This window comes from Candidatus Villigracilis sp. (assembly GCF_057083605.1).
On sequence record NZ_JBXMTI010000079.1, the window covers coordinates 37,411 to 54,403 of the forward strand.

The following is a 16,993-nucleotide window of genomic DNA, read 5'->3' on the forward strand; positions in this document are numbered from 1 at the left end:
TTCTCTATTCTACTATGTAGCACACCAACATATCGCCTGGCTGAATGTCGTTGAAACTTTTGAAGCCCACCCCACATTCAAAGCCCTGGCGAATCTCTTTGACATCTTCTTTTTCATGACGCAGGGAGGAGAGGTCGCCTTCGTACACAATATCTGCGCCGCGTTGAAGGCGCACCTTTGCGCCGCGTCTGAGTTCTCCGTCCGTCACTTTGCATCCCGCGACTCTGCCAAATTTGGAGGCAGTGAATACCTGCAATACCTGAGCGCGACCGATGATTCTTTCCACAAGTTTGGGTTCGAGCATACCCTTAAGGGCTTTCTCGATATCCTCTGTCATGCGGTAGATGATCTCGTACAGGCGGATATCCACGCCTTCTTTTTCAGCCATGCGGCGCGCATCTACATCTGCCTGGACGTTGAAGCCAATGATAATCGCTTTTGAAGCGGATGCAAGCATGACATCATTATTGCCGATGTTACCTGTTTCAGCATGTAGAATGTGCAGGCCGATCTCGCCTTCGCCAAGTTTATTCAACTCGTTGACGATGGGGTCGAGAGATCCTTGTACGTCTGCCTTAACGATGAGATTAAGTTCCTTCGCCTCACCCGCCTGAACATTCGCGAACAGGTCTTCTAATGAAACTTTCTTGCGCATCTGAGCCTGTGTCTTAATGGCTTCAAGCCGTTCCTGCACAATGGCGCGCGCTTCCTTATCTGTTTTTACAACCTGGAAAATATCACCTGCTGAAGGGACGTCACTCAGTCCCATCACCGCCACAGGTGTGGAAGGGCCAGCTTTTTTGATCGGCTTGCCTTTGTAATCGGTGATCGCGCGTAATTTTCCGTGAGCTGTGCCAGCTACAACGTTATCGCCAGATTCGAGCGTTCCGTTTTGAACCAGCAAGGTTGCCATCACGCCCTTGGATTTATCCAATTCGGCTTCGATCACCGTGCCAATAACTTTTCCATTCGGGTTGGCCTTGATGTCTTTGCTGTCTGCAACGAGCAGGATGCCCTCGAGCAGATCGTCGATGCCCTGCTTCTGTTTGGCGGAGACCGGCACAACCATGGTGTTGCCTCCCCAGTCATCGGGGACCAGTTCCATTTCCGCTAATTGTTGTTTAACACGCTCCAGGTTGGCATTTGGTTTGTCAATTTTGTTCAAGGCGACCATGATCGGCACACGCGCAGCCTTGGCATGTGCAATCGCTTCTTTTGTCTGCGGCATCACGCCATCATCTGCAGCAACCACCAGCACGACAATATCTGCGCCTTGTGCACCGCGTGCGCGCATCTGCGTAAATGCGGCATGACCGGGTGTATCGAGGAAGGTGATGAGACGTCCCTTCTTTTCCACCTGGTAGGCACCGATATGTTGTGTAATGCCGCCCGCTTCACCTGCGGCCACTTCTGTGGAGCGGATCGCATCCAGCAGGCTGGTCTTGCCATGGTCAACGTGACCTAAAATTGTCACCACGGGGGGACGTACTTTTAGCTGTGCATTGTCTTCCCCAGCGATCATCTGACGCCACAGCGGTACTTCACCCGCTTCTTCTTTTTCTGCATCTGCTTCTGATGCTTCAAGTACGGCTTCGAATCCGTACTCGGCAACCACGATCGCCGCTGTGTCAAAATCCACAGTCTGGTTAATGGTCGCCATTACGCCGTTGGTCATCAGTTTTTTGATCAGATCAATGGGGCTTTTTTCGATTTTCTGCGCCAGATCGCGTATCACGATGTTGGCGGGTAATTCAAGTTTGTTACCGTTGCTACTCATAGGCCACCTCCTTCTCAAATTGCGGGCTTTTCTGCACATCGTTCGGTGCAGGGAAGTCCGCATATTTCTTAATTCCCAACAAGAGGTGCCTGTGAGCGAGTGGCTAATCGTTCACATGGCCGGTACTTGTTGGTCTGCACGATCCGTAGCATCGTGCGGCAGGGTGCTCATAAAATTTTCCAATTCACTGCGATCTTCAGCAGTCAATTCAGCTTTGAGCGCATGGGCCAAAGCTCCCCTCAAGCCGCGCTCCCAGCATTCGCGGCGGTCATGTAAATACGCGCCCCGGCCAGCCAGTTTACCGGTGGGATCCACACGTACACCATCAGGGGTACGCACGATCCGCAGCATTTGCCTTTTTGGCAAAACCTCGCGGCATCCCACACAAGTGCGTTGGGGCACATGCTTTACACGTTGGACGGGTTTCTTCTTCACCTTCAATCATCCCCCTCCTCCATCTAGGAGGAGGGATTAATTTCTTACCAGTCCTCGCCGCCGCCATCTTCGCCGCGCTTATGTTTCTTGCGGCCAACTACGGTGCCGAGGTCTTCGTCGAACTGCAACTCGACGCCTTTCTTCTTGACCTTCTTACCTTTTTTCTTATCAGCATCTTCCTCAACCGTTCCCGGAGTCTGGAAGATTTCTGGTTTCATCTTGAACAACTCATCCAAAGAGACGCCGTCTTTTGCATGTTCATCTTCTTCTTCGACGACTTTCTTCGCATCTTTCTTCCCCTCGGCCTGCTTCTTCTCAGCAGCCATTTCATCCTCTGGGGCAGTTTCTGCCATTACTGCTTCCGCAAGGGCAGGTTCATCAGCTTTCACCTCTTCAACCACAGGTTCAGGGAAGGTTAATCCACCGAGTACCTCTTCAATATTTTGAATGGCTTTCGAGCCAATGCCTGCAAGCCCGAGCACCTTATTCTGGTCAGTCTTCATGGCAAACATTAAACTGCCAACTGTTTCATAACCTGCTTCGGTGAGAATATTGAAGATATGTTCCTTGATGCCGGCCTGTTCGAGCAGCATGTTGAAAGCTGCAGCAGGAATCTCTGCGCGTGCGGCGGATGAGCGTTCCTCTTCCTCGCGGGCAGCCTCTTCCTTGATCTGAATAGTGCGGCGTTCAACGCGGTCCACGAATTGACCCAGTAACGTATATTCTTCCGGTGTGATCGCGCGGCTTTCCGCTTTTTTGGCTAGGATCTCTTCAATTTGCGGGACTTGTTCCACAGCTGTGGGCAGCATCGCCGCGAGCTCTGCATTGTTCTGTAACTTTTTCAGGGTATCGCCGGCAGCCTCAGACAAGGATTTGATGTCGATGCGCCAGCCTGTCAACTTGGCGGCGAGGCGGGCATTTTGTCCATCACGGCCGATGGCAAGGCTCAATTGATCTTCGCCCACCACCACCGTAGCGGTGTGCGCACCTTCATTATCAACCAGATAGACGCCATTCACGCGCGCTGGGCTGATAGCTTTGGAAATATAAACAATGGGGTCTGGATCCCATTGAATGATGTCGATCTTTTCATCGTGCAATTCCTTCACGATGGCTTGAATGCGTACACCTTTGATGCCTACACATGCACCCACAGGGTCGATGCCCGGCTGTGTGGCAGAGACAGCCACTTTTGCGCGCGCACCGGGTTCACGTGAGATCGCGCGGATTTCAACGATGCCATGATATATCTCAGGTACTTCATTCTCAAGCAATCGGCGCAGGAAGTTGCGATGTGCACGTGAGAGAATGATCTGCGGACCGCGTGTGCCGTCCTTTACTTCCATCACCACCGCGCGGATGCGGTCATGTAATTTCAGGCGCTCGCCCGGAATCTTTTGGTTATTCGGCATCACACCTTCAGCCTTCATATCCAGGCCGATGGTGACGCCTTGCGCATTAATAGCCTGCACTATACCTGAAACGATCTCGCCCACCTGGCGCTCGAAATACTGCATTTGATTCGAACGTTCGGCCTCGCGGATGCGCTGCTGGATCACCTGGCGCGCGGTCTGAGCCGCCACACGGCCAAAATCTCCGGGGGTGGTTTCAACGATAATCATGTCGCCGGGTTGAACCTCAGGGTTGACCTTGCGCGCCTCATCCAAAAGCACTTCGGTGCGTGCATCAAAGACCTTGTCTTCAACCACTTCCTTCTCGGCGTATACAGTCACGAATCCTGTTTCAGGGTCCAGTTTGGCTTCCACGTGCTGAGCCGTGGATGCGCCCACTGCGCGGCGATAGGCGGATACCATCGCCGACTCAATAGCCGAAACGACGATATCCTTGGCTAATTGTTTTTCTTCAAGCACTTCATTAAATGCTAATGCAAAATCATTTTTTGCCATGCTACTTGCTCCATTACTCCTACATAGTACCGCATAAATTACCAAAACAGAGTTGCCAGATCTTCTCACGATCTTATCAAAAGCTTGGTTATTTACACGACGGGTGGTATTAACAAGCGAAGAAGTGGGGGCTACCCACTTCTCGGTGTTTTCTTTATTGGGTTGTCCTTACACCCAAAATTTTAGCATAGAGGCCGTGAAGACGCAAGGTATAATCTTCGTCATGACTGAAAGAGACATGCAGAAAGCCGCGCTGCGCGGCGAGCCTTCCTATGTGTGGCGGGAGGGACAGCAGCGCCGCCTTGATATGATTGTGAAATTTGCAGGGGAACGCATTCATGGGTTGGTGTTGGAAAACGGCTGCGGGGTGGGAATGTATATAGAAAAAATCTCCGCCCTGAGCGGAGTTCCGAGTGATCCCCGAGGAACACAGTCGAAGGGCTATGTGATCGGTTTGGAATATGATTTTGAACGCGCCCGCGATGCCAAAGTCAATTCGGATAAGATCATCAACGCCGCAGGCGAATCCATCCCGCTTCCTGCTTTAACGTTTGACCTGATCCTCAGCCATGAAGTGATCGAACACGTACAGAGTGACCGCTTCGCGATTGAAGAGATGGTGCGCGTGCTCAAGGTGGGTGGGCGCGCGGTGATCTTTTGCCCCAACCGCGGCTACCCTTTTGAAACACATGGGGTCTTTTGGAAGGGGAAATATTATTTTGGAAACAAATTATTCGTGAATTATCTACCGCGTGCCCTGCGCGATAAACTTGCACCGCATGTGCGCGTGTATTCGCGGCGCGATCTGCAAAAATTATTTCACGGCCTGCCCGTGAAATTCATCGAACGCACAGTCATTTTCGGCGCCTACGATAACATCATCGCGCGCTTTGGCGCGTTGGGAAAATTCCTGCGCGCAGTGCTGCAATTTTTGGAAAAGACGCCATTGAAGATATTTGGTCTTTCGCATTTCTGGGTAATAGAGAAGATTTAGTAGGGCGGGTTTGCAACCTGCCATGTTTGCAGCCTCATAGAAATGTCAGGCTGCAAGCCTGACCTACCGCTACGATTAAATAAGAAACATCCGAGTTCGTTAGAACTCGGATGTTTCTTTACTCATCACCTTCACCACCTGCACTGCCGGGTTGCTCCACTCGCACAATTTCACCGTGATAATTGATGACCACCTTGAAGCCCATCATGCCGAGATAGGCGCGCATATCCTCTGGGATGCCGTTTTGCATGAGCGCATCGAATTGCTTGTCGATGTTCTTGAGCTGCTGTTCGATAATGGCTTTCGAGAAGGGATCCTCCTGCCCAAGCATTTTTGCGGTCTGCTCGGAGATGAGGTCTTCGCTGCCTTTCATCATTTCAGCCATTTGCGCCAGTACGGCTCGGTCCACTTGCTCGGCAGGGATGTGGCGTTTGAAACCAGCATCATCCACTACATAAGCGGGTTCGCTGCCAATAAAAGCGGATTCGGCAAGGTTGCCGGCTTCATCTATGACGAGTCCAGCGAAGAGGGGAGTGTTAGGCATGAGGTTCATATGTCATTCCCCATTCGGGGACGATGTGCGAGGAGGGTATTTTCCCGACGACGCAATCTTCAAATACTATGAGATTGCTTCGTCGCTAAGAGCAAGAGCGCTCCTCGCAATGACGAAGAATTAACTCTGTTTACCTTCAACCACAGCCAGAAGAATTGCGGCGGCGATGCCCATGCGGCGATCCATGATGTGAGCAACATCCATGCTGAAATCCAGGTTCAATTGATAGGCGAATGGATTAAAGTTTTGTTTCAAGTCTGCTACGCGGGTTGTACCAAAGGTGATGTCGTAGTTTTGAGGAACGAGCCCTGTCAGGAAGCGGCGTACCAGGGCAAGGCCCATGCTGTCTTCGAATAATTTACCGACAACATTATCGCTCACATCAAGCACTTCCCATTCATCACGCAGTAGGGATGCGAGTCCTTTGCGGCGCAGTGCCCCGATCTTTTGGCCCGTGGCACTGTCTACTACATCGAATGCGGCGGAGAAGTCAATGATCTGGCGCGCTTTGACCATGAGCACTTCCTGTGTTTTGCTTTCATCGGAATACACGCGGATGTCCTCGCGCAGTTTGAACATCTTTTGTTCACTGAACAAAACAAGGTTTCCACTCGGGTCATAAAAGCGGAATTTACCTGTGAATGCAAAGACCTGTCTTTTGAGCAAATACTGATTGTGTTGAAAAACTGAATTCATCTCTTCTCCTCTTTTGGTTGTTATTATTTGGAACTAAATTAGTGACCTTCATCTTATTGTGATTCCCTGAGCGGAGCGACACATGCACCGCGTTGCCGCGAAGCGTGCAGTGCGGTGAGGGTCTCTACTTCTGAAATCCAAGATTCTTCGCTTCGCTCAGAATGACACCATATAAGCTAAGTACATTATACAACCTGGACTCTTGTCCCCTGCCCAGGTTGATTTAGATAATCCTCGTTCGGTGGGACAAGGGGGTTGGTCCAGCGATAAATCCATTTAGCGACATCTGACGGCAGGTTGACACAACCATGGCTGCGCGGACGTCCATAGTCATTGTGCCAATAAGTTCCGTGAAAGGCATGGCCTGCACCTGTAAAGAAGGAAACCCACGGTACTCCGGGTAAGCTATATGGAGTATCTTCAGCATCACCCTGGTTGGTCATGTGAATGGATGGCCCTTTATGGAATGTTTCAAATTGACCTAAGGGTGTGTCGGTGCCTCTTTGTCCGCTGGCGCAACGGGCGGAGAGCACCATTTTTTCGCCTTCAAATGCGGTGACCAATTGTGTGGTGAGGTCTACGTGCAGTAATTTATCAGCGGCGGGAACTTCCGGGGAAAGCTGAGTCAGTTCATCGTCTGGGATGAGGCGCATGTTGTAGGTTGGGATGTAGAAGGAGGCCTTAAGTTCCTTGTCATAGATTTCATACCACACGCTTTTCTCTTCACGAGTGACGATGACACGATTTACCCAATGTGTGGTTCCGTAAAATAAACGATGGGCGTTCTTGGCAAACATATAAGGGGCACGATAGGTCAGGCTCATGGGCACACTGATCTCGGCCAGTTTTCCTTCAACTGGAATATCATAAACTGGTTTTTGATAATTCGTTTCCACAGGTTGTATCCAACCTGAGTACGTATAACCCCCATCCAATTGATACCAGGTCTTGTTGTATGGGTTGTCAATCGTGCCGCCTTCCACTTCACCGAGCAGGTCGACAACCGTATCTATCGGAAAGAGATAAAGTTTATTTGCGATCAAGGCGGGCGCATCATAAAGAGGAATGCCGCTCCAGGTGATGCGTCCCTGCGATGTGGGGGGAGCGGCTAAAGCGCGACCAAGGCCTAATTCGGAGAGAGCAAGCCCGAGCACGCCTGAAGCGGATAGTTTTAAAAAGTCACGGCGGGAGAGTTGAGAGATGGTCATGATTCAATTCTAATCATAAAAGTTCAGAGGAAGTTTAGAGAATGTGCCTTTCGTACTGCGACATTTATGTCGCGTTTCTCTACCGTACATGAAGTTATTTTTACCGCTAAGAGCGCAAAGAACGCAAAGAAAGAAAAGATTTTAAGGTTTTCTTAGCGTACTTAGCGAGCTTTGCGGTGTAAATTTAGGTAGCAAATCGCGTTACTCGATGATTTCAACTTTCGTTCCAATACCGCCGAAGGAAAATTCCTTATTGAGGGGCACTTGTGGAGAAGTCCAGCGGTAGAGCCATTTTGCGGCGCTTGAGGATAGGTTGATGCAGCCGTGTGAACGCGGTCTGCCGAAATCATTGTGCCAGAAGGTGCCGTGGAAGGAAATCCCACTTTCGGTTATGTATTGCACCCAGGGGACGCCAGGCAGGTCGAAACCGCTTGCGGCAATATCGCCTGCGGCCATGTGACGTGATGGACGTTTATAGTATGTGTAGAAATTTCCTGTGGGCGTCGTATAGGTTCCAACCCGCAGGATGCCGCCTGTGGAGGCTGGCGTTACGAAGACAGGAATATCGTTTTGGTAGGCAATGACAATTTGCTGATCGAGACGCACGACTATTTTTTTATTCTTGTTTGGAACTTCCGAGGAGATGGGAGCAAGCTCCTCCGCGTTCATTATGCGGATGTGTTCCCCGCGAGCATAATAGTTCTTGTCCTTTTTATCGTCCCGTACCTGATACCAAACCTGACCATCCTTCGGATTCGTGGTCACAGACTTGACCCAGTGAGTCGTTTCATAATACATGCGATAGATGACTTCGGATTCTTTATCAGGCGCTTCGAATGCATCGGTGTAAGGCACGCTGATTTCAGCCAGCAGACCTTCTTTTGGAATATCCATGCGAGGCGTGTTCAAGATGGTGCGGACAGGTTGAATATTCGCAGAGTGGACGTAGCCTTCCGTGCCGACCTGATACCAGACACGATTGTTGGCTGTGGCGTCATCGCTGATGGCGGTGTTGCTGATATCCAAAACCGCATCACGTTGACATAACCTGACTTGCTCTGCTTCTGTGGACGGATAATCATACAGCCAGACGGTGCGCACGGTCACACGTCCCTGCTGGGAGGCGAAGGGATCATCAATATCAAAATTGAGCGGAGGCGCAAATAAACCTGCCAGCCCTAGTCCGCTCAATTTTAGAAAGTCTCTTCGTGATAAGTTTGTTGAATTCATAGGATTTCGTCATTGCGAGGGCGATGCCCTTCCGCCCGAAGCAATCTCTACTATTGCGCAGGAGATTGCTTCGCCGAAGTACACGGCTCGCAATGACGTAGTATTAATAATGCACATTCACCACCGTGCCAACCTGGGTGAAGTTGTACACCCATTCGGCATCGGGGATGGTGAGGTTCACGCAACCATGACTCATGGGTGTGCCAAAATTATTATGCCAGTATGTGCCGTGGAGTCCGTAGCCCTTATAGAAATACATAATATAAGGTACGTCAGGCAAATAGTACCCAGGCCCAGACATGGCCGCCGAGCGCAGTTTGATCCAGATCTTATATTTGCCCGTCACAGTTGGGGTTTGCCATGTACCAGTTGACACGACAAATGAATTAACCATCGTATCGCCTTCATAGGCATACACGCGCTGCTCTGAAAGGTTAACGTCGATCCAATGCGCGCCGCCGTTGCCAGTGGTTGCTGCTGGTGGGACGTAAGCCAAAGCAGTTGGCGGAGGGACGTATTCAGGCGTGGGTGTATCCGGGATGATCTCCGCGGAGAGCACAACAGACTCGCCTGTCGCCTCTACGGGAGGCGGGGCAACTTCAACAAAAGGTGTATCGGTTGGCAGCACCACCGCACCAATACTTGGAAGATTTGTTGGAAGAATGTTCGCAATCTCTGGCAGTGGTTCTTGTGTTAGCGTGGCTGTCGGCAAGATCACCTGTGCCATGGGTTGCGAGGCGTCAGGCGTATAAGTCGGCTTTGCTATATCAACTTGCGCGAAGGATTGAGCAGGCGCTCTTTGCTCCTGCTTAGGTGCAGATGAAAGACTCAAGATGGATGCCAGCACCGGTGAATTCACTGCGGACCAGGCCGCGAACATAAAGACTACACATCCCATCACAATCAGGAAGATGGGAAGAATCAGACTTCGTTTCTTTTTGACATTTCCGCTTCTTACTGGACCTTTTGCCTGGCTACCGTTCCCCGAACCGACTCCACCCTGCGGCATTTTCCCATTATGCTGCGCACCTTGTTGTGCTTGAGACATGGATTTGGGTAGTTTTGAAAGAGAGTCGTTCATAGGTCACCTTTGAGAAAATCCACTATTAAATGCGTTAATAAATATTATAAACCTATATTGCTTTATGTCATTGCGAGGAGCGTACTTTGCGACGAAGCAATCTCATATACTGAGTTGGAGATTGCTTCGGGCGAAAGAACATCGCCCTCGCAATGACATGATTCATTACCACCGAATTTCAACGGGCGTACCGATCTCTGCCCAGTCATACAGCAATTGCGCTTCATCCACCCCAAGCACCACGCATCCATATGAAATGGGCACACCGAGATAGCCAGCCCACAACTGACCGCCGTTCGGCAGGATCGGCAGGGCATGGATTCCATTTTGCAAACTGCCTGCCCAATAAATGCCAAGCCAGTTGGGCATCCAAATATTCCATGTAGCTCCATAAGCGCTTGGGACTTTGTTCAGTACACTGAAATTGCCGACACGTGTGGCGTTGTTCATGCCAGTGGAAGAGACAAAACTAAACACAAGCGCATCGCTTTCATAGACGTACATATGCTGTTCAGAGATGTCCACCAGAATGTATTTGTTCCCGCCATAAGATAGTGGTGCTTCAACGTCCGTATTGCCTTGCTCGTACTGGCTGACAGGCGCATCCAATACGATCTCAGCCTGTACCATTGGTTCAGGTGTTACGGTTGGAATTTCAGTTGGGAGTGGGGTTTCTGTTGGCAGTGCGGTGTAGGTGGGCTTTGCAATCTCTGCAAAGGCAAAGGAATGAGAATAAGTTGGGATGAAAACTGGTTCGCTTGACCCCATTGCCGGTGATGATGTTACCGTCCACGCCGCGATGCCAACCGCAGTAATAATAAAGGTCACGCTGATGACCGAATAAAGCGGGTTTCTTCGCGGAAGCGGAGCGGAGGTACTCATGGTGTAAAAGTAGGCAGGGCCGTTGGCAGTACACTTTCGTTATTGATGAAGCATAGAACGCCTTGTGTAACTCCCTCAGCCACCAGGTCTGTTTGTTTGGTTAGGATGTCTCGATCCAGGTTCAGGAATCCCGTTTCAATAATTGCGGTAATCGTGTTTGGGTCAATTTCAGAAAAGGCATGATACTCGCGCATGTCAGATGTGATACTTCCTGAGTGGAAGGTCATACCTGTGATTTGGCGGTAACGATCTGTCAGGCAGGCGATCAGGCGTTGAGCGCGGTTCACATCGCGGGTCTCCAGCGAAGCCGCCACTTTGAAACCTGTCGCTTCATCATTAACATATTCACATGAATCATTATGGATGGAAACAAGCGCCACGGCGCGATAACCGTTCAAGCGGGTGTCAAACTCATTGAGCAGGTCCACTTGATAGCCTTTGGCGATTAGGTTTTCCTGCACCAGGCTGGCGATCTCAAGGTTTACATCCACTTCTTTAATATCCGCCTGACCGTTCTCGTCCAAACAGACCGCGCCTGAATCATTACCCGTATGACCTGCGACGATGCCAATGCGTAACTGCGGCTGGGATGTGGTAACAGCATTCGGCGCGGGCTGAGGCGTAAGTATCAAACGTAGCTGCTCCTGCAAATTGCTGGCAAACAGACTATTCGGAGTCCACGCAGTAAAAAGAGTCGCAAGCAATATTGCTATACCGAGCGTGGAAGCGAATGCATTGGGTGTGCGCGGTTTTCTGGTTGGTCGTGGGGCAGGTCTTTCTTTTGTAGATTCCATGTTCTATATAATATTACCTTAAAACGGACTCGTAAGATTAATTAGATTTCGCATGGGCTTCAAATCCAAAACAGGCAACGACAGATTTTTCACACGAGTATGTTCGTATTGAAACACTTTTGAATTTGGCAAAAGAGATTTTGCGCGCTGACCAAACTCTTCATACGAAATATAACCTGCCAGAAAAATCTTGGTGCCATAGACCCAAATGTTTCCCCACTCCAACGGCGAAATGACATGCGCTTCTTTTATCGATTCGCAGCGAATACCGACTCGTGCATCAGGCATACGGCGGATATGCAGACTCGCCAATGAATAAAAAGATTCATTCATTACCACTTTTGTTTTCGGCGGAAGGCTGACAGTACATCGCTTCAATTCCCGCCCCTCATCCTGCCCGCTGATTTCGATCAGCAACTCCTCCTCTGAATCAGACTTCAAAGTCAGCGCCCCAAGTGGATTCCAGTTCAACGGCTTACGCCATCCCTCAGGCATGGCATGGACAAGGTAATGCGGTTGTTTGGTTTCGATAGCTTTTTTGAGATCGGTCTGTGAGGCGGCGATCAGGCCAGATAAAAACGCAAATAAGTAAAGGTCATTGCGTGAATGTCCATCGCCTGCATGTTGATCCGAAGGGACAAGTGCGGGCGCGTTCAATAACACGGAGGGGTTGCGCTGCATCTCTGCGATTTGTGCGGAGTGCGAGATGAAATACGATTTGATATCACATCTGCGCCCACCCAAAGTGACATCATATCGTTCATGGTCTGTGAACGGAGTTGCTGTTTGTACTTCAAAGGGAATATTCTGTTGGGAGAGATAACGCCGAAAGGCAAGTTCCACAACTGTGCTTGCAACTACGCGGCGCAATTTATCGTAAGGTGAACTTCCTGAACGTTCGAAAGAATGAGTGAGCGAACGAAGCGCGTATTCAATTCCGCCTTCGGTTAGGTCGGGGGTGTAGGGCAGGCGGAGCAGGTCGTTAGCGCTGATCATGGTTAATTTGCATTCATCTAAATAGTTAATATCACCCTGAGCGATAGCGACAGCGTGCCCGATAGGGTAAGGGTCTCTACTTCATAAATGCGAGACCCTTCAGTCGCAACGAACGCTCCTTCAGGGTGACACATTTATTCATTCCTAAACTGCAAGCAATAATGATGAAAGGTATTGCTGACCCAGGCATTGCCCAAACCAAACGGAGCCAGAGGTTGGTTATCTTGCAGCCAAATCTTTTCATCTTTCAAAGTATAGGTTTTGCCGAGTTCGCGGGCGATGTCCCAGGCCAGGGGATATATCTTTCCGCCCTTCTTGACGTTCTTGACGATGATTGTAAGGTAGGCCCTTTCACGGAGCAAGGGTTTTAGGCCTGCATAAATATTTACAAGCCTTGCCAGAAACTCTTCATATTCGTGGATGTTGCCCAGGTCATTTGGGTCTTCTGAATAAACGACATCCAATTCTTCGTCTTCGCGGCGTTTCTTTTGATTATCTGCGCCTCGTGCGTGAAGCATGTCCCAGTAGGGAGGGGAGGTTAATATGTAGTCAAAGGTCAAAGGTCGAAGGTCAATTGCATGCGCGGCATCAATATTAATGATTTCCGACTTTAGATCTTCGACTCTTTGACCCAATATTCCGCGTTCTTCTTCTATTAATTGTTTTGCGATCTCCGCATATTTGGGGTTTAGTTCAATGCCATAAGAGTTTCGCCCGGCGCGGAGTGCGGCGATCAGGGTGGAGCCCGTCCCTGCCATGGGGTCAAGCACGGTTTCGCCCGCTTTGGTGAAGAACTCAATGAATTCCTGCGCCATGGTTTCAGGATACTTGGCCGGGTGCACAAGCGCATCCTTTTTGCGCCTGGGCGGGTTGTGAATGAACCATGACTTTTGAAATTTCAGCCAGGTTTTTGGGTCGAGGTCGTTGAGTTTGTTTTTGGTCATTGAAAACCTTTTAAACACGAAGGTTGTTTTGTTATCCTAAATTGTGGTCTCGATATGAGCGAGAAGGGCGCTCGCTCTACTCGACCACCGGATGTTATGGCAACGGTGTAGCTGTCGGTGGGACGTAGTCTACATTTTGGATGCTGAGGTCGGAGAATGATACTACTACAGCGGAGGCGCTGCTCGAACGGACAAAGACTCCAATTGCGCCGCTTGGAAAGCTGGGATCAATGACGCTAAATTGATAACGTCCATTTAAGAACAGACGCATTTCCTTGCCAACGGCCCACACCCCAATGCGGACCTCGCCCGGTGCGCCGGGAGGCACGTCACCGCTGGGGAGAGGTTGCTGCAAAGTGATACGGTTCCCAGCTGTGACTCGTTCCGCGCGGACTGTGCCATTGCAGGCCAATGCGAAACGATAATAACTCGTTGCGTTGGCGCGCACCAGCAGCCCGTAGTTATCTTCACCACGGCACAGGCTTGGACGGGCGGTGATCTCGGCGTAATAATTATCGAGCACGAGGTCATGCTTGAGGCTAAGCATATAGACCTCGCTTTGTACCGCGAGGGTGATGCGATTATTCTTTACATCTGCGCTGGCCTGGTTGGAAGCGGCGATGTCCCATTGCGAGGGGTCGGAGAAATTGTCGGTGATGATCTCATCCCCAAGCCCGGGGCGCATCTCTGGGGTTGGGGCGCTGGTGGAAAAAACTTTCAGGGTAGGCGTGGCTGAAGCGGGGAACCAGTTGATGGTCGCAGTCGGAAGCGGGGTTTCCGTCTGCGTGGGAGGGATGGGTGTGGCGAGGATCGCATCCAGTGTGGAACAGGAGGTTAGTAATGTCATTGCGAGTATCGTCATTGCGAGGGCGATGCTCTTTCGCCCGAAGCAATCTCCAACTCGACAATGAGATTGCTTCGTCGCAAAGAACAAGAGCACTCCTCGCAATGACGGAGAAGAAGATGTAGAAAAAATCATATGCATTTGATGACATCAATTCTTTTATTATGTCGTAAAATTCAGCCACTTCATTCTAGCATATCAGGAGTAAACCATGAGCGAGAAGCAAGTGCTGATAACAGGTGCATGTGGTGAAATTGGGCAGGCGCTCGTGCAGGAATTATCGAAGAAGGGCGGGTATCGGATCGTTACGGCTGATATGATGCCCCTGCCCGATTCGATCAAAAATCTCTCGGCAGAACATGTGCAGGGGGACCTGGTTTATAAGATAAAAACTTTTTATGATTACGATTTCGATATCATCTTTCACCTAGCGGCTTCGCTTTCCTCCAAGGCGGAGATCGCAACCGAAGAGGCGCATCGCATCAACGTGGAAGGGACGATGCAACTGCTGATGCTGGCGGCCTATCGTTCTGAAAAATATAAAAAGTCGGTCAAGTTTTTATTCCCAAGTTCGATTGCGGCCTACGGAATGCCAGACCTTGAATCAAAGCAAAGAGCGGGCGCGGTGAAGGAAGAGGATTGGGATAACCCGCACACCATGTACGGCTGCAATAAATTGTATTGCGAAAAACTGGGGATATATTACAGCAAGTTCTACGGCCAGAAACATCTGGATGAAAAACCACCGGTCATGCTGGACTTTCGAGCGCTGCGCTTCCCGGGCCTGATCTCCGCCTTTACCCTGCCCAGCAGCGGCACCAGCGACTATGGTCCCGAGATGCTTCATGCGGCGGCGCAGGGCAAAGCCTACTCCTGCTTCGTGCGCGCGGATTCAAAGATCTCCTTCATGGCCATGCCCGATGCGATCAAGTCTTTATTGATGATCATGGATGCGCCTCGCGAAAAATTGACAGCCAACGTGTATAACGTGGCGGCCTTTGCCATCACAGCCGATGAATTCCGTCAGCGTGCGCTTAAGGCCTTTGCAGATGCAAAGATCACCTTTGAACCAAGCCCGCGCCGCCAGGGCATTGTCGATTCCTGGCCCGAAGACGTGGACGACTCCCGCGCCCGCAAGGATTGGGGTTGGAAGCCCGATTATGACATGGATTGTTTCTTTGATGATTACTTCCTGCCTGAGATACGGAAGAGGTATGGCAAGTAGGAGATATAATGCTGCATATAAGGCGTTATCCTGCAAGGGGACTTTACAGCATGCTGTATAAACACTAGTCAGGCGGCCGCAAATCAATCACATCATTGGATAGGAAGTACGATGTCAACTATCAAAGATTCCGTTCGATCCAAGAAAAAAACAGGCGTTCCTCTCCGAAAGGCAACGAAAGGGATCGCCGTTGTAGATGTAGTCCAGAAAAAAACAGAATTACCGCTGCATAAGGCAAGAAATGGAGCTTTGGCCGAAGTTCTATTCATATTTCTCCCACTTATTGTTATTTCCATTACCCTTGCGACCAAAAATAATTTATTAGGTATATTTAGCCAAGCCGAATGGGCATTTGCATCAACTGTGTTGTCGGGGCAAGCAATAGTGCATTCTGTCTTGGCAACAACATCCAAGAGGCAACCTCAGTTCACTTCTAACAGAAAAAACAATGTCATTGTACTGATTTCTGCAATCATTGTATTTTTGCTGGTGCCATCGCTTGTAGTACTTACAGCAATCCTACTCCTTGATACCCCTCCTACTTTTCTCGTAACTCTTCAAATGGTTTTGTTTGGATTGTCAGTCCTTGCATTCTATTATTGTCGAATGGCTAGTGAATATCTCAATTGATAAGAATGCCTGCTAGTCACCGCCTACCGATGAGTAGCAGTCCGCAGAGTTAGGGCCCTTACGATGTTATAGAAAGTTGACATAGAGAAAGGTTACCTCAATTGCCTCATTTTTATAGTCACTCACATGAAAAAACATTTGGCAGAATAACAGTTACTCCGAAACCGTGGTGGAGAAACATTTTCAGGCTAGGCGATTATTCTGTATTCCCTTATTTCGTAATGGGAACGATTGAGTTTGCGGTGGAATTTGAAAAACTCCCTGAACCCACTAACAGTCCTTTTAAATACACTATATGCGAAAAATTGGGAGACAGCAGTTACAGAAACATTTTGACGATTGAACAAAATAAGGTACAAGTCAAGGGGTTGGCCGAATGTACTGGCGACACAAAGTTCTTTATAGGCCGTAGTAATAGACCTATTGAGGGAAGTGAGCAATTGGGAGAGACACTGTTTTTCGACAATATACTCTCACTCAATACTTATGTTTTTGGCATAGGTGGTATTGTGATTAGTGCCATACTTTCTTGTATCGTAGGAATTATTCTCAGCTTGGTCGTTTTCAGACCATTTTGGGAAATATGGATACCGACAAATTAAGAATGTTGTCTAACACATGTGCACTGGATGCTGGGGATTCTGCGCACATCTCAAGCAGTTTTCTACGCCTCAGCCTTTTTCTGGCTGGACGGCTTCGCCGTCCAAAGCCCCAGCGCAGGTAACGCAAACTGTTGAGACTGTCGAAAAAGTCACTTTTCAAAAATAATTTTTGAAAAGTGGGACAGAAACGCTGAA

At 49.6% G+C, this 16,993-nt stretch carries 17 protein-coding genes; 4 read left to right on the forward strand and 13 right to left on the reverse strand.

The window, feature by feature from the left end:
- Nucleotides 1-4 precede the first annotated feature (4 nt).
- The 3 genes from infB to nusA all read right to left on the reverse strand — a co-directional run bounded on the left by infB (nucleotide 5) and on the right by nusA (nucleotide 4,119).
- Nucleotides 5-1,777, reverse strand: a complete 1,773-nt coding sequence (gene infB, locus AC14M5_RS12250; RefSeq protein WP_484029952.1) for a translation initiation factor IF-2 — start codon at nucleotides 1,775-1,777, stop codon at nucleotides 5-7.
- 111 nt (nucleotides 1,778-1,888) lie between these two features.
- On the reverse strand, nucleotides 1,889-2,212 hold the full coding sequence (locus AC14M5_RS12255; protein ID WP_484029953.1) for a YlxR family protein: 324 nt from the start codon (nucleotides 2,210-2,212) through the stop codon (nucleotides 1,889-1,891).
- A 44-nt stretch (nucleotides 2,213-2,256) separates the two neighbouring features.
- Nucleotides 2,257-4,119 carry a transcription termination factor NusA gene (nusA, locus tag AC14M5_RS12260; RefSeq protein WP_484029954.1) on the reverse strand — a complete coding sequence of 621 codons (1,863 nt, stop codon included), beginning with the start codon at nucleotides 4,117-4,119 and terminating at the stop codon, nucleotides 2,257-2,259.
- A 223-nt stretch (nucleotides 4,120-4,342) separates the two neighbouring features.
- Between nusA and AC14M5_RS12265 the strand changes: the two genes are divergently transcribed.
- The gene (locus tag AC14M5_RS12265; protein WP_484029955.1) at nucleotides 4,343-5,113 is read left to right on the forward strand and encodes a class I SAM-dependent methyltransferase; all 771 of its coding nucleotides are present in this window, start codon (nucleotides 4,343-4,345) and stop codon (nucleotides 5,111-5,113) included.
- Nucleotides 5,114-5,231: 118 nt separating this feature from the next.
- Here the strand turns inward: AC14M5_RS12265 and AC14M5_RS12270 are convergent, their stop codons facing one another.
- From AC14M5_RS12270 to AC14M5_RS12315, 10 genes are all read right to left on the reverse strand, one after another.
- Entirely contained in the window at nucleotides 5,232-5,666 is a 435-nt protein-coding gene (locus AC14M5_RS12270) for a hypothetical protein (RefSeq protein ID WP_484029956.1), read from the reverse strand.
- A 120-nt stretch (nucleotides 5,667-5,786) separates the two neighbouring features.
- Entirely contained in the window at nucleotides 5,787-6,362 is a 576-nt protein-coding gene (locus tag AC14M5_RS12275) for an LURP-one-related family protein (protein ID WP_484029957.1), read from the reverse strand.
- A gap of 185 nt (nucleotides 6,363-6,547) precedes the next feature.
- Complete coding sequence (locus AC14M5_RS12280) at nucleotides 6,548-7,570, reverse strand: L,D-transpeptidase family protein (protein ID WP_484029958.1); 1,023 nt, start codon at nucleotides 7,568-7,570, stop codon at nucleotides 6,548-6,550.
- A 201-nt stretch (nucleotides 7,571-7,771) separates the two neighbouring features.
- The gene (locus AC14M5_RS12285; RefSeq protein WP_484029959.1) at nucleotides 7,772-8,800 is read right to left on the reverse strand and encodes a L,D-transpeptidase; all 1,029 of its coding nucleotides are present in this window, start codon (nucleotides 8,798-8,800) and stop codon (nucleotides 7,772-7,774) included.
- Nucleotides 8,801-8,903: 103 nt separating this feature from the next.
- Nucleotides 8,904-9,881, reverse strand: a complete 978-nt coding sequence (locus tag AC14M5_RS12290) for a L,D-transpeptidase (RefSeq protein WP_484029960.1) — start codon at nucleotides 9,879-9,881, stop codon at nucleotides 8,904-8,906.
- Between the two features lie 165 nt (nucleotides 9,882-10,046).
- Nucleotides 10,047-10,763, reverse strand: a complete 717-nt coding sequence (locus AC14M5_RS12295) for a L,D-transpeptidase (protein WP_484029961.1) — start codon at nucleotides 10,761-10,763, stop codon at nucleotides 10,047-10,049.
- Nucleotides 10,760-11,557: an N-acetylmuramoyl-L-alanine amidase family protein gene (locus AC14M5_RS12300; protein WP_484029962.1), complete on the reverse strand. Its 798-nt coding sequence runs from the start codon at nucleotides 11,555-11,557 to the stop codon at nucleotides 10,760-10,762. Before AC14M5_RS12300 ends, AC14M5_RS12295 begins: the two co-directional genes overlap by 4 nt.
- A gap of 18 nt (nucleotides 11,558-11,575) precedes the next feature.
- Nucleotides 11,576-12,553, reverse strand: coding sequence for a hypothetical protein (locus AC14M5_RS12305; RefSeq protein ID WP_484029963.1), 978 nt, complete (start codon nucleotides 12,551-12,553; stop codon nucleotides 11,576-11,578).
- Nucleotides 12,554-12,687: 134 nt separating this feature from the next.
- Nucleotides 12,688-13,515 (reverse strand): DNA methyltransferase, encoded by an 828-nt coding sequence (locus tag AC14M5_RS12310; RefSeq protein WP_484029964.1) that lies wholly within the window; start codon nucleotides 13,513-13,515, stop codon nucleotides 12,688-12,690.
- A gap of 76 nt (nucleotides 13,516-13,591) precedes the next feature.
- On the reverse strand, nucleotides 13,592-14,344 hold the full coding sequence (locus AC14M5_RS12315) for a hypothetical protein (RefSeq protein ID WP_484029965.1): 753 nt from the start codon (nucleotides 14,342-14,344) through the stop codon (nucleotides 13,592-13,594).
- 208 nt (nucleotides 14,345-14,552) lie between these two features.
- On the opposite strand from AC14M5_RS12315, the gene AC14M5_RS12320 reads away from it, so the two are divergent.
- From AC14M5_RS12320 to AC14M5_RS12330, 3 genes are all read left to right on the forward strand, one after another.
- On the forward strand, nucleotides 14,553-15,566 hold the full coding sequence (locus AC14M5_RS12320; protein WP_484029966.1) for an NAD-dependent epimerase/dehydratase family protein: 1,014 nt from the start codon (nucleotides 14,553-14,555) through the stop codon (nucleotides 15,564-15,566).
- A 111-nt stretch (nucleotides 15,567-15,677) separates the two neighbouring features.
- A complete protein-coding gene (locus tag AC14M5_RS12325) occupies nucleotides 15,678-16,196 on the forward strand; it encodes a hypothetical protein (RefSeq protein ID WP_484029967.1) in 519 nt (172 codons plus the stop codon).
- A 101-nt stretch (nucleotides 16,197-16,297) separates the two neighbouring features.
- Entirely contained in the window at nucleotides 16,298-16,798 is a 501-nt protein-coding gene (locus AC14M5_RS12330; protein WP_484029968.1) for a hypothetical protein, read from the forward strand.
- The last annotated feature ends 195 nt before the right edge of the window (nucleotides 16,799-16,993 follow it).

Coding starts and splice junctions, on each gene's coding strand:
- infB (WP_484029952.1), bottom strand. CDS start 1,777: ATGAGTAGCAACGGTAACAAACTTGAATTACCCGCCAACATCGTGATA.
- nusA (WP_484029954.1), bottom strand. CDS start 4,119: ATGGCAAAAAATGATTTTGCATTAGCATTTAATGAAGTGCTTGAAGAA.
- AC14M5_RS12265 (WP_484029955.1), top strand. CDS start 4,343: ATGACTGAAAGAGACATGCAGAAAGCCGCGCTGCGCGGCGAGCCTTCC.
- AC14M5_RS12270 (WP_484029956.1), bottom strand. CDS start 5,666: ATGAACCTCATGCCTAACACTCCCCTCTTCGCTGGACTCGTCATAGAT.
- AC14M5_RS12275 (WP_484029957.1), bottom strand. CDS start 6,362: ATGAATTCAGTTTTTCAACACAATCAGTATTTGCTCAAAAGACAGGTC.
- AC14M5_RS12280 (WP_484029958.1), bottom strand. CDS start 7,570: ATGACCATCTCTCAACTCTCCCGCCGTGACTTTTTAAAACTATCCGCT.
- AC14M5_RS12285 (WP_484029959.1), bottom strand. CDS start 8,800: ATGAATTCAACAAACTTATCACGAAGAGACTTTCTAAAATTGAGCGGA.
- AC14M5_RS12290 (WP_484029960.1), bottom strand. CDS start 9,881: ATGAACGACTCTCTTTCAAAACTACCCAAATCCATGTCTCAAGCACAA.
- AC14M5_RS12295 (WP_484029961.1), bottom strand. CDS start 10,763: ATGAGTACCTCCGCTCCGCTTCCGCGAAGAAACCCGCTTTATTCGGTC.
- AC14M5_RS12300 (WP_484029962.1), bottom strand. CDS start 11,557: ATGGAATCTACAAAAGAAAGACCTGCCCCACGACCAACCAGAAAACCG.
- AC14M5_RS12305 (WP_484029963.1), bottom strand. CDS start 12,553: ATGATCAGCGCTAACGACCTGCTCCGCCTGCCCTACACCCCCGACCTA.
- AC14M5_RS12315 (WP_484029965.1), bottom strand. CDS start 14,344: ATGACATTACTAACCTCCTGTTCCACACTGGATGCGATCCTCGCCACA.
- AC14M5_RS12320 (WP_484029966.1), top strand. CDS start 14,553: ATGAGCGAGAAGCAAGTGCTGATAACAGGTGCATGTGGTGAAATTGGG.
- AC14M5_RS12325 (WP_484029967.1), top strand. CDS start 15,678: ATGTCAACTATCAAAGATTCCGTTCGATCCAAGAAAAAAACAGGCGTT.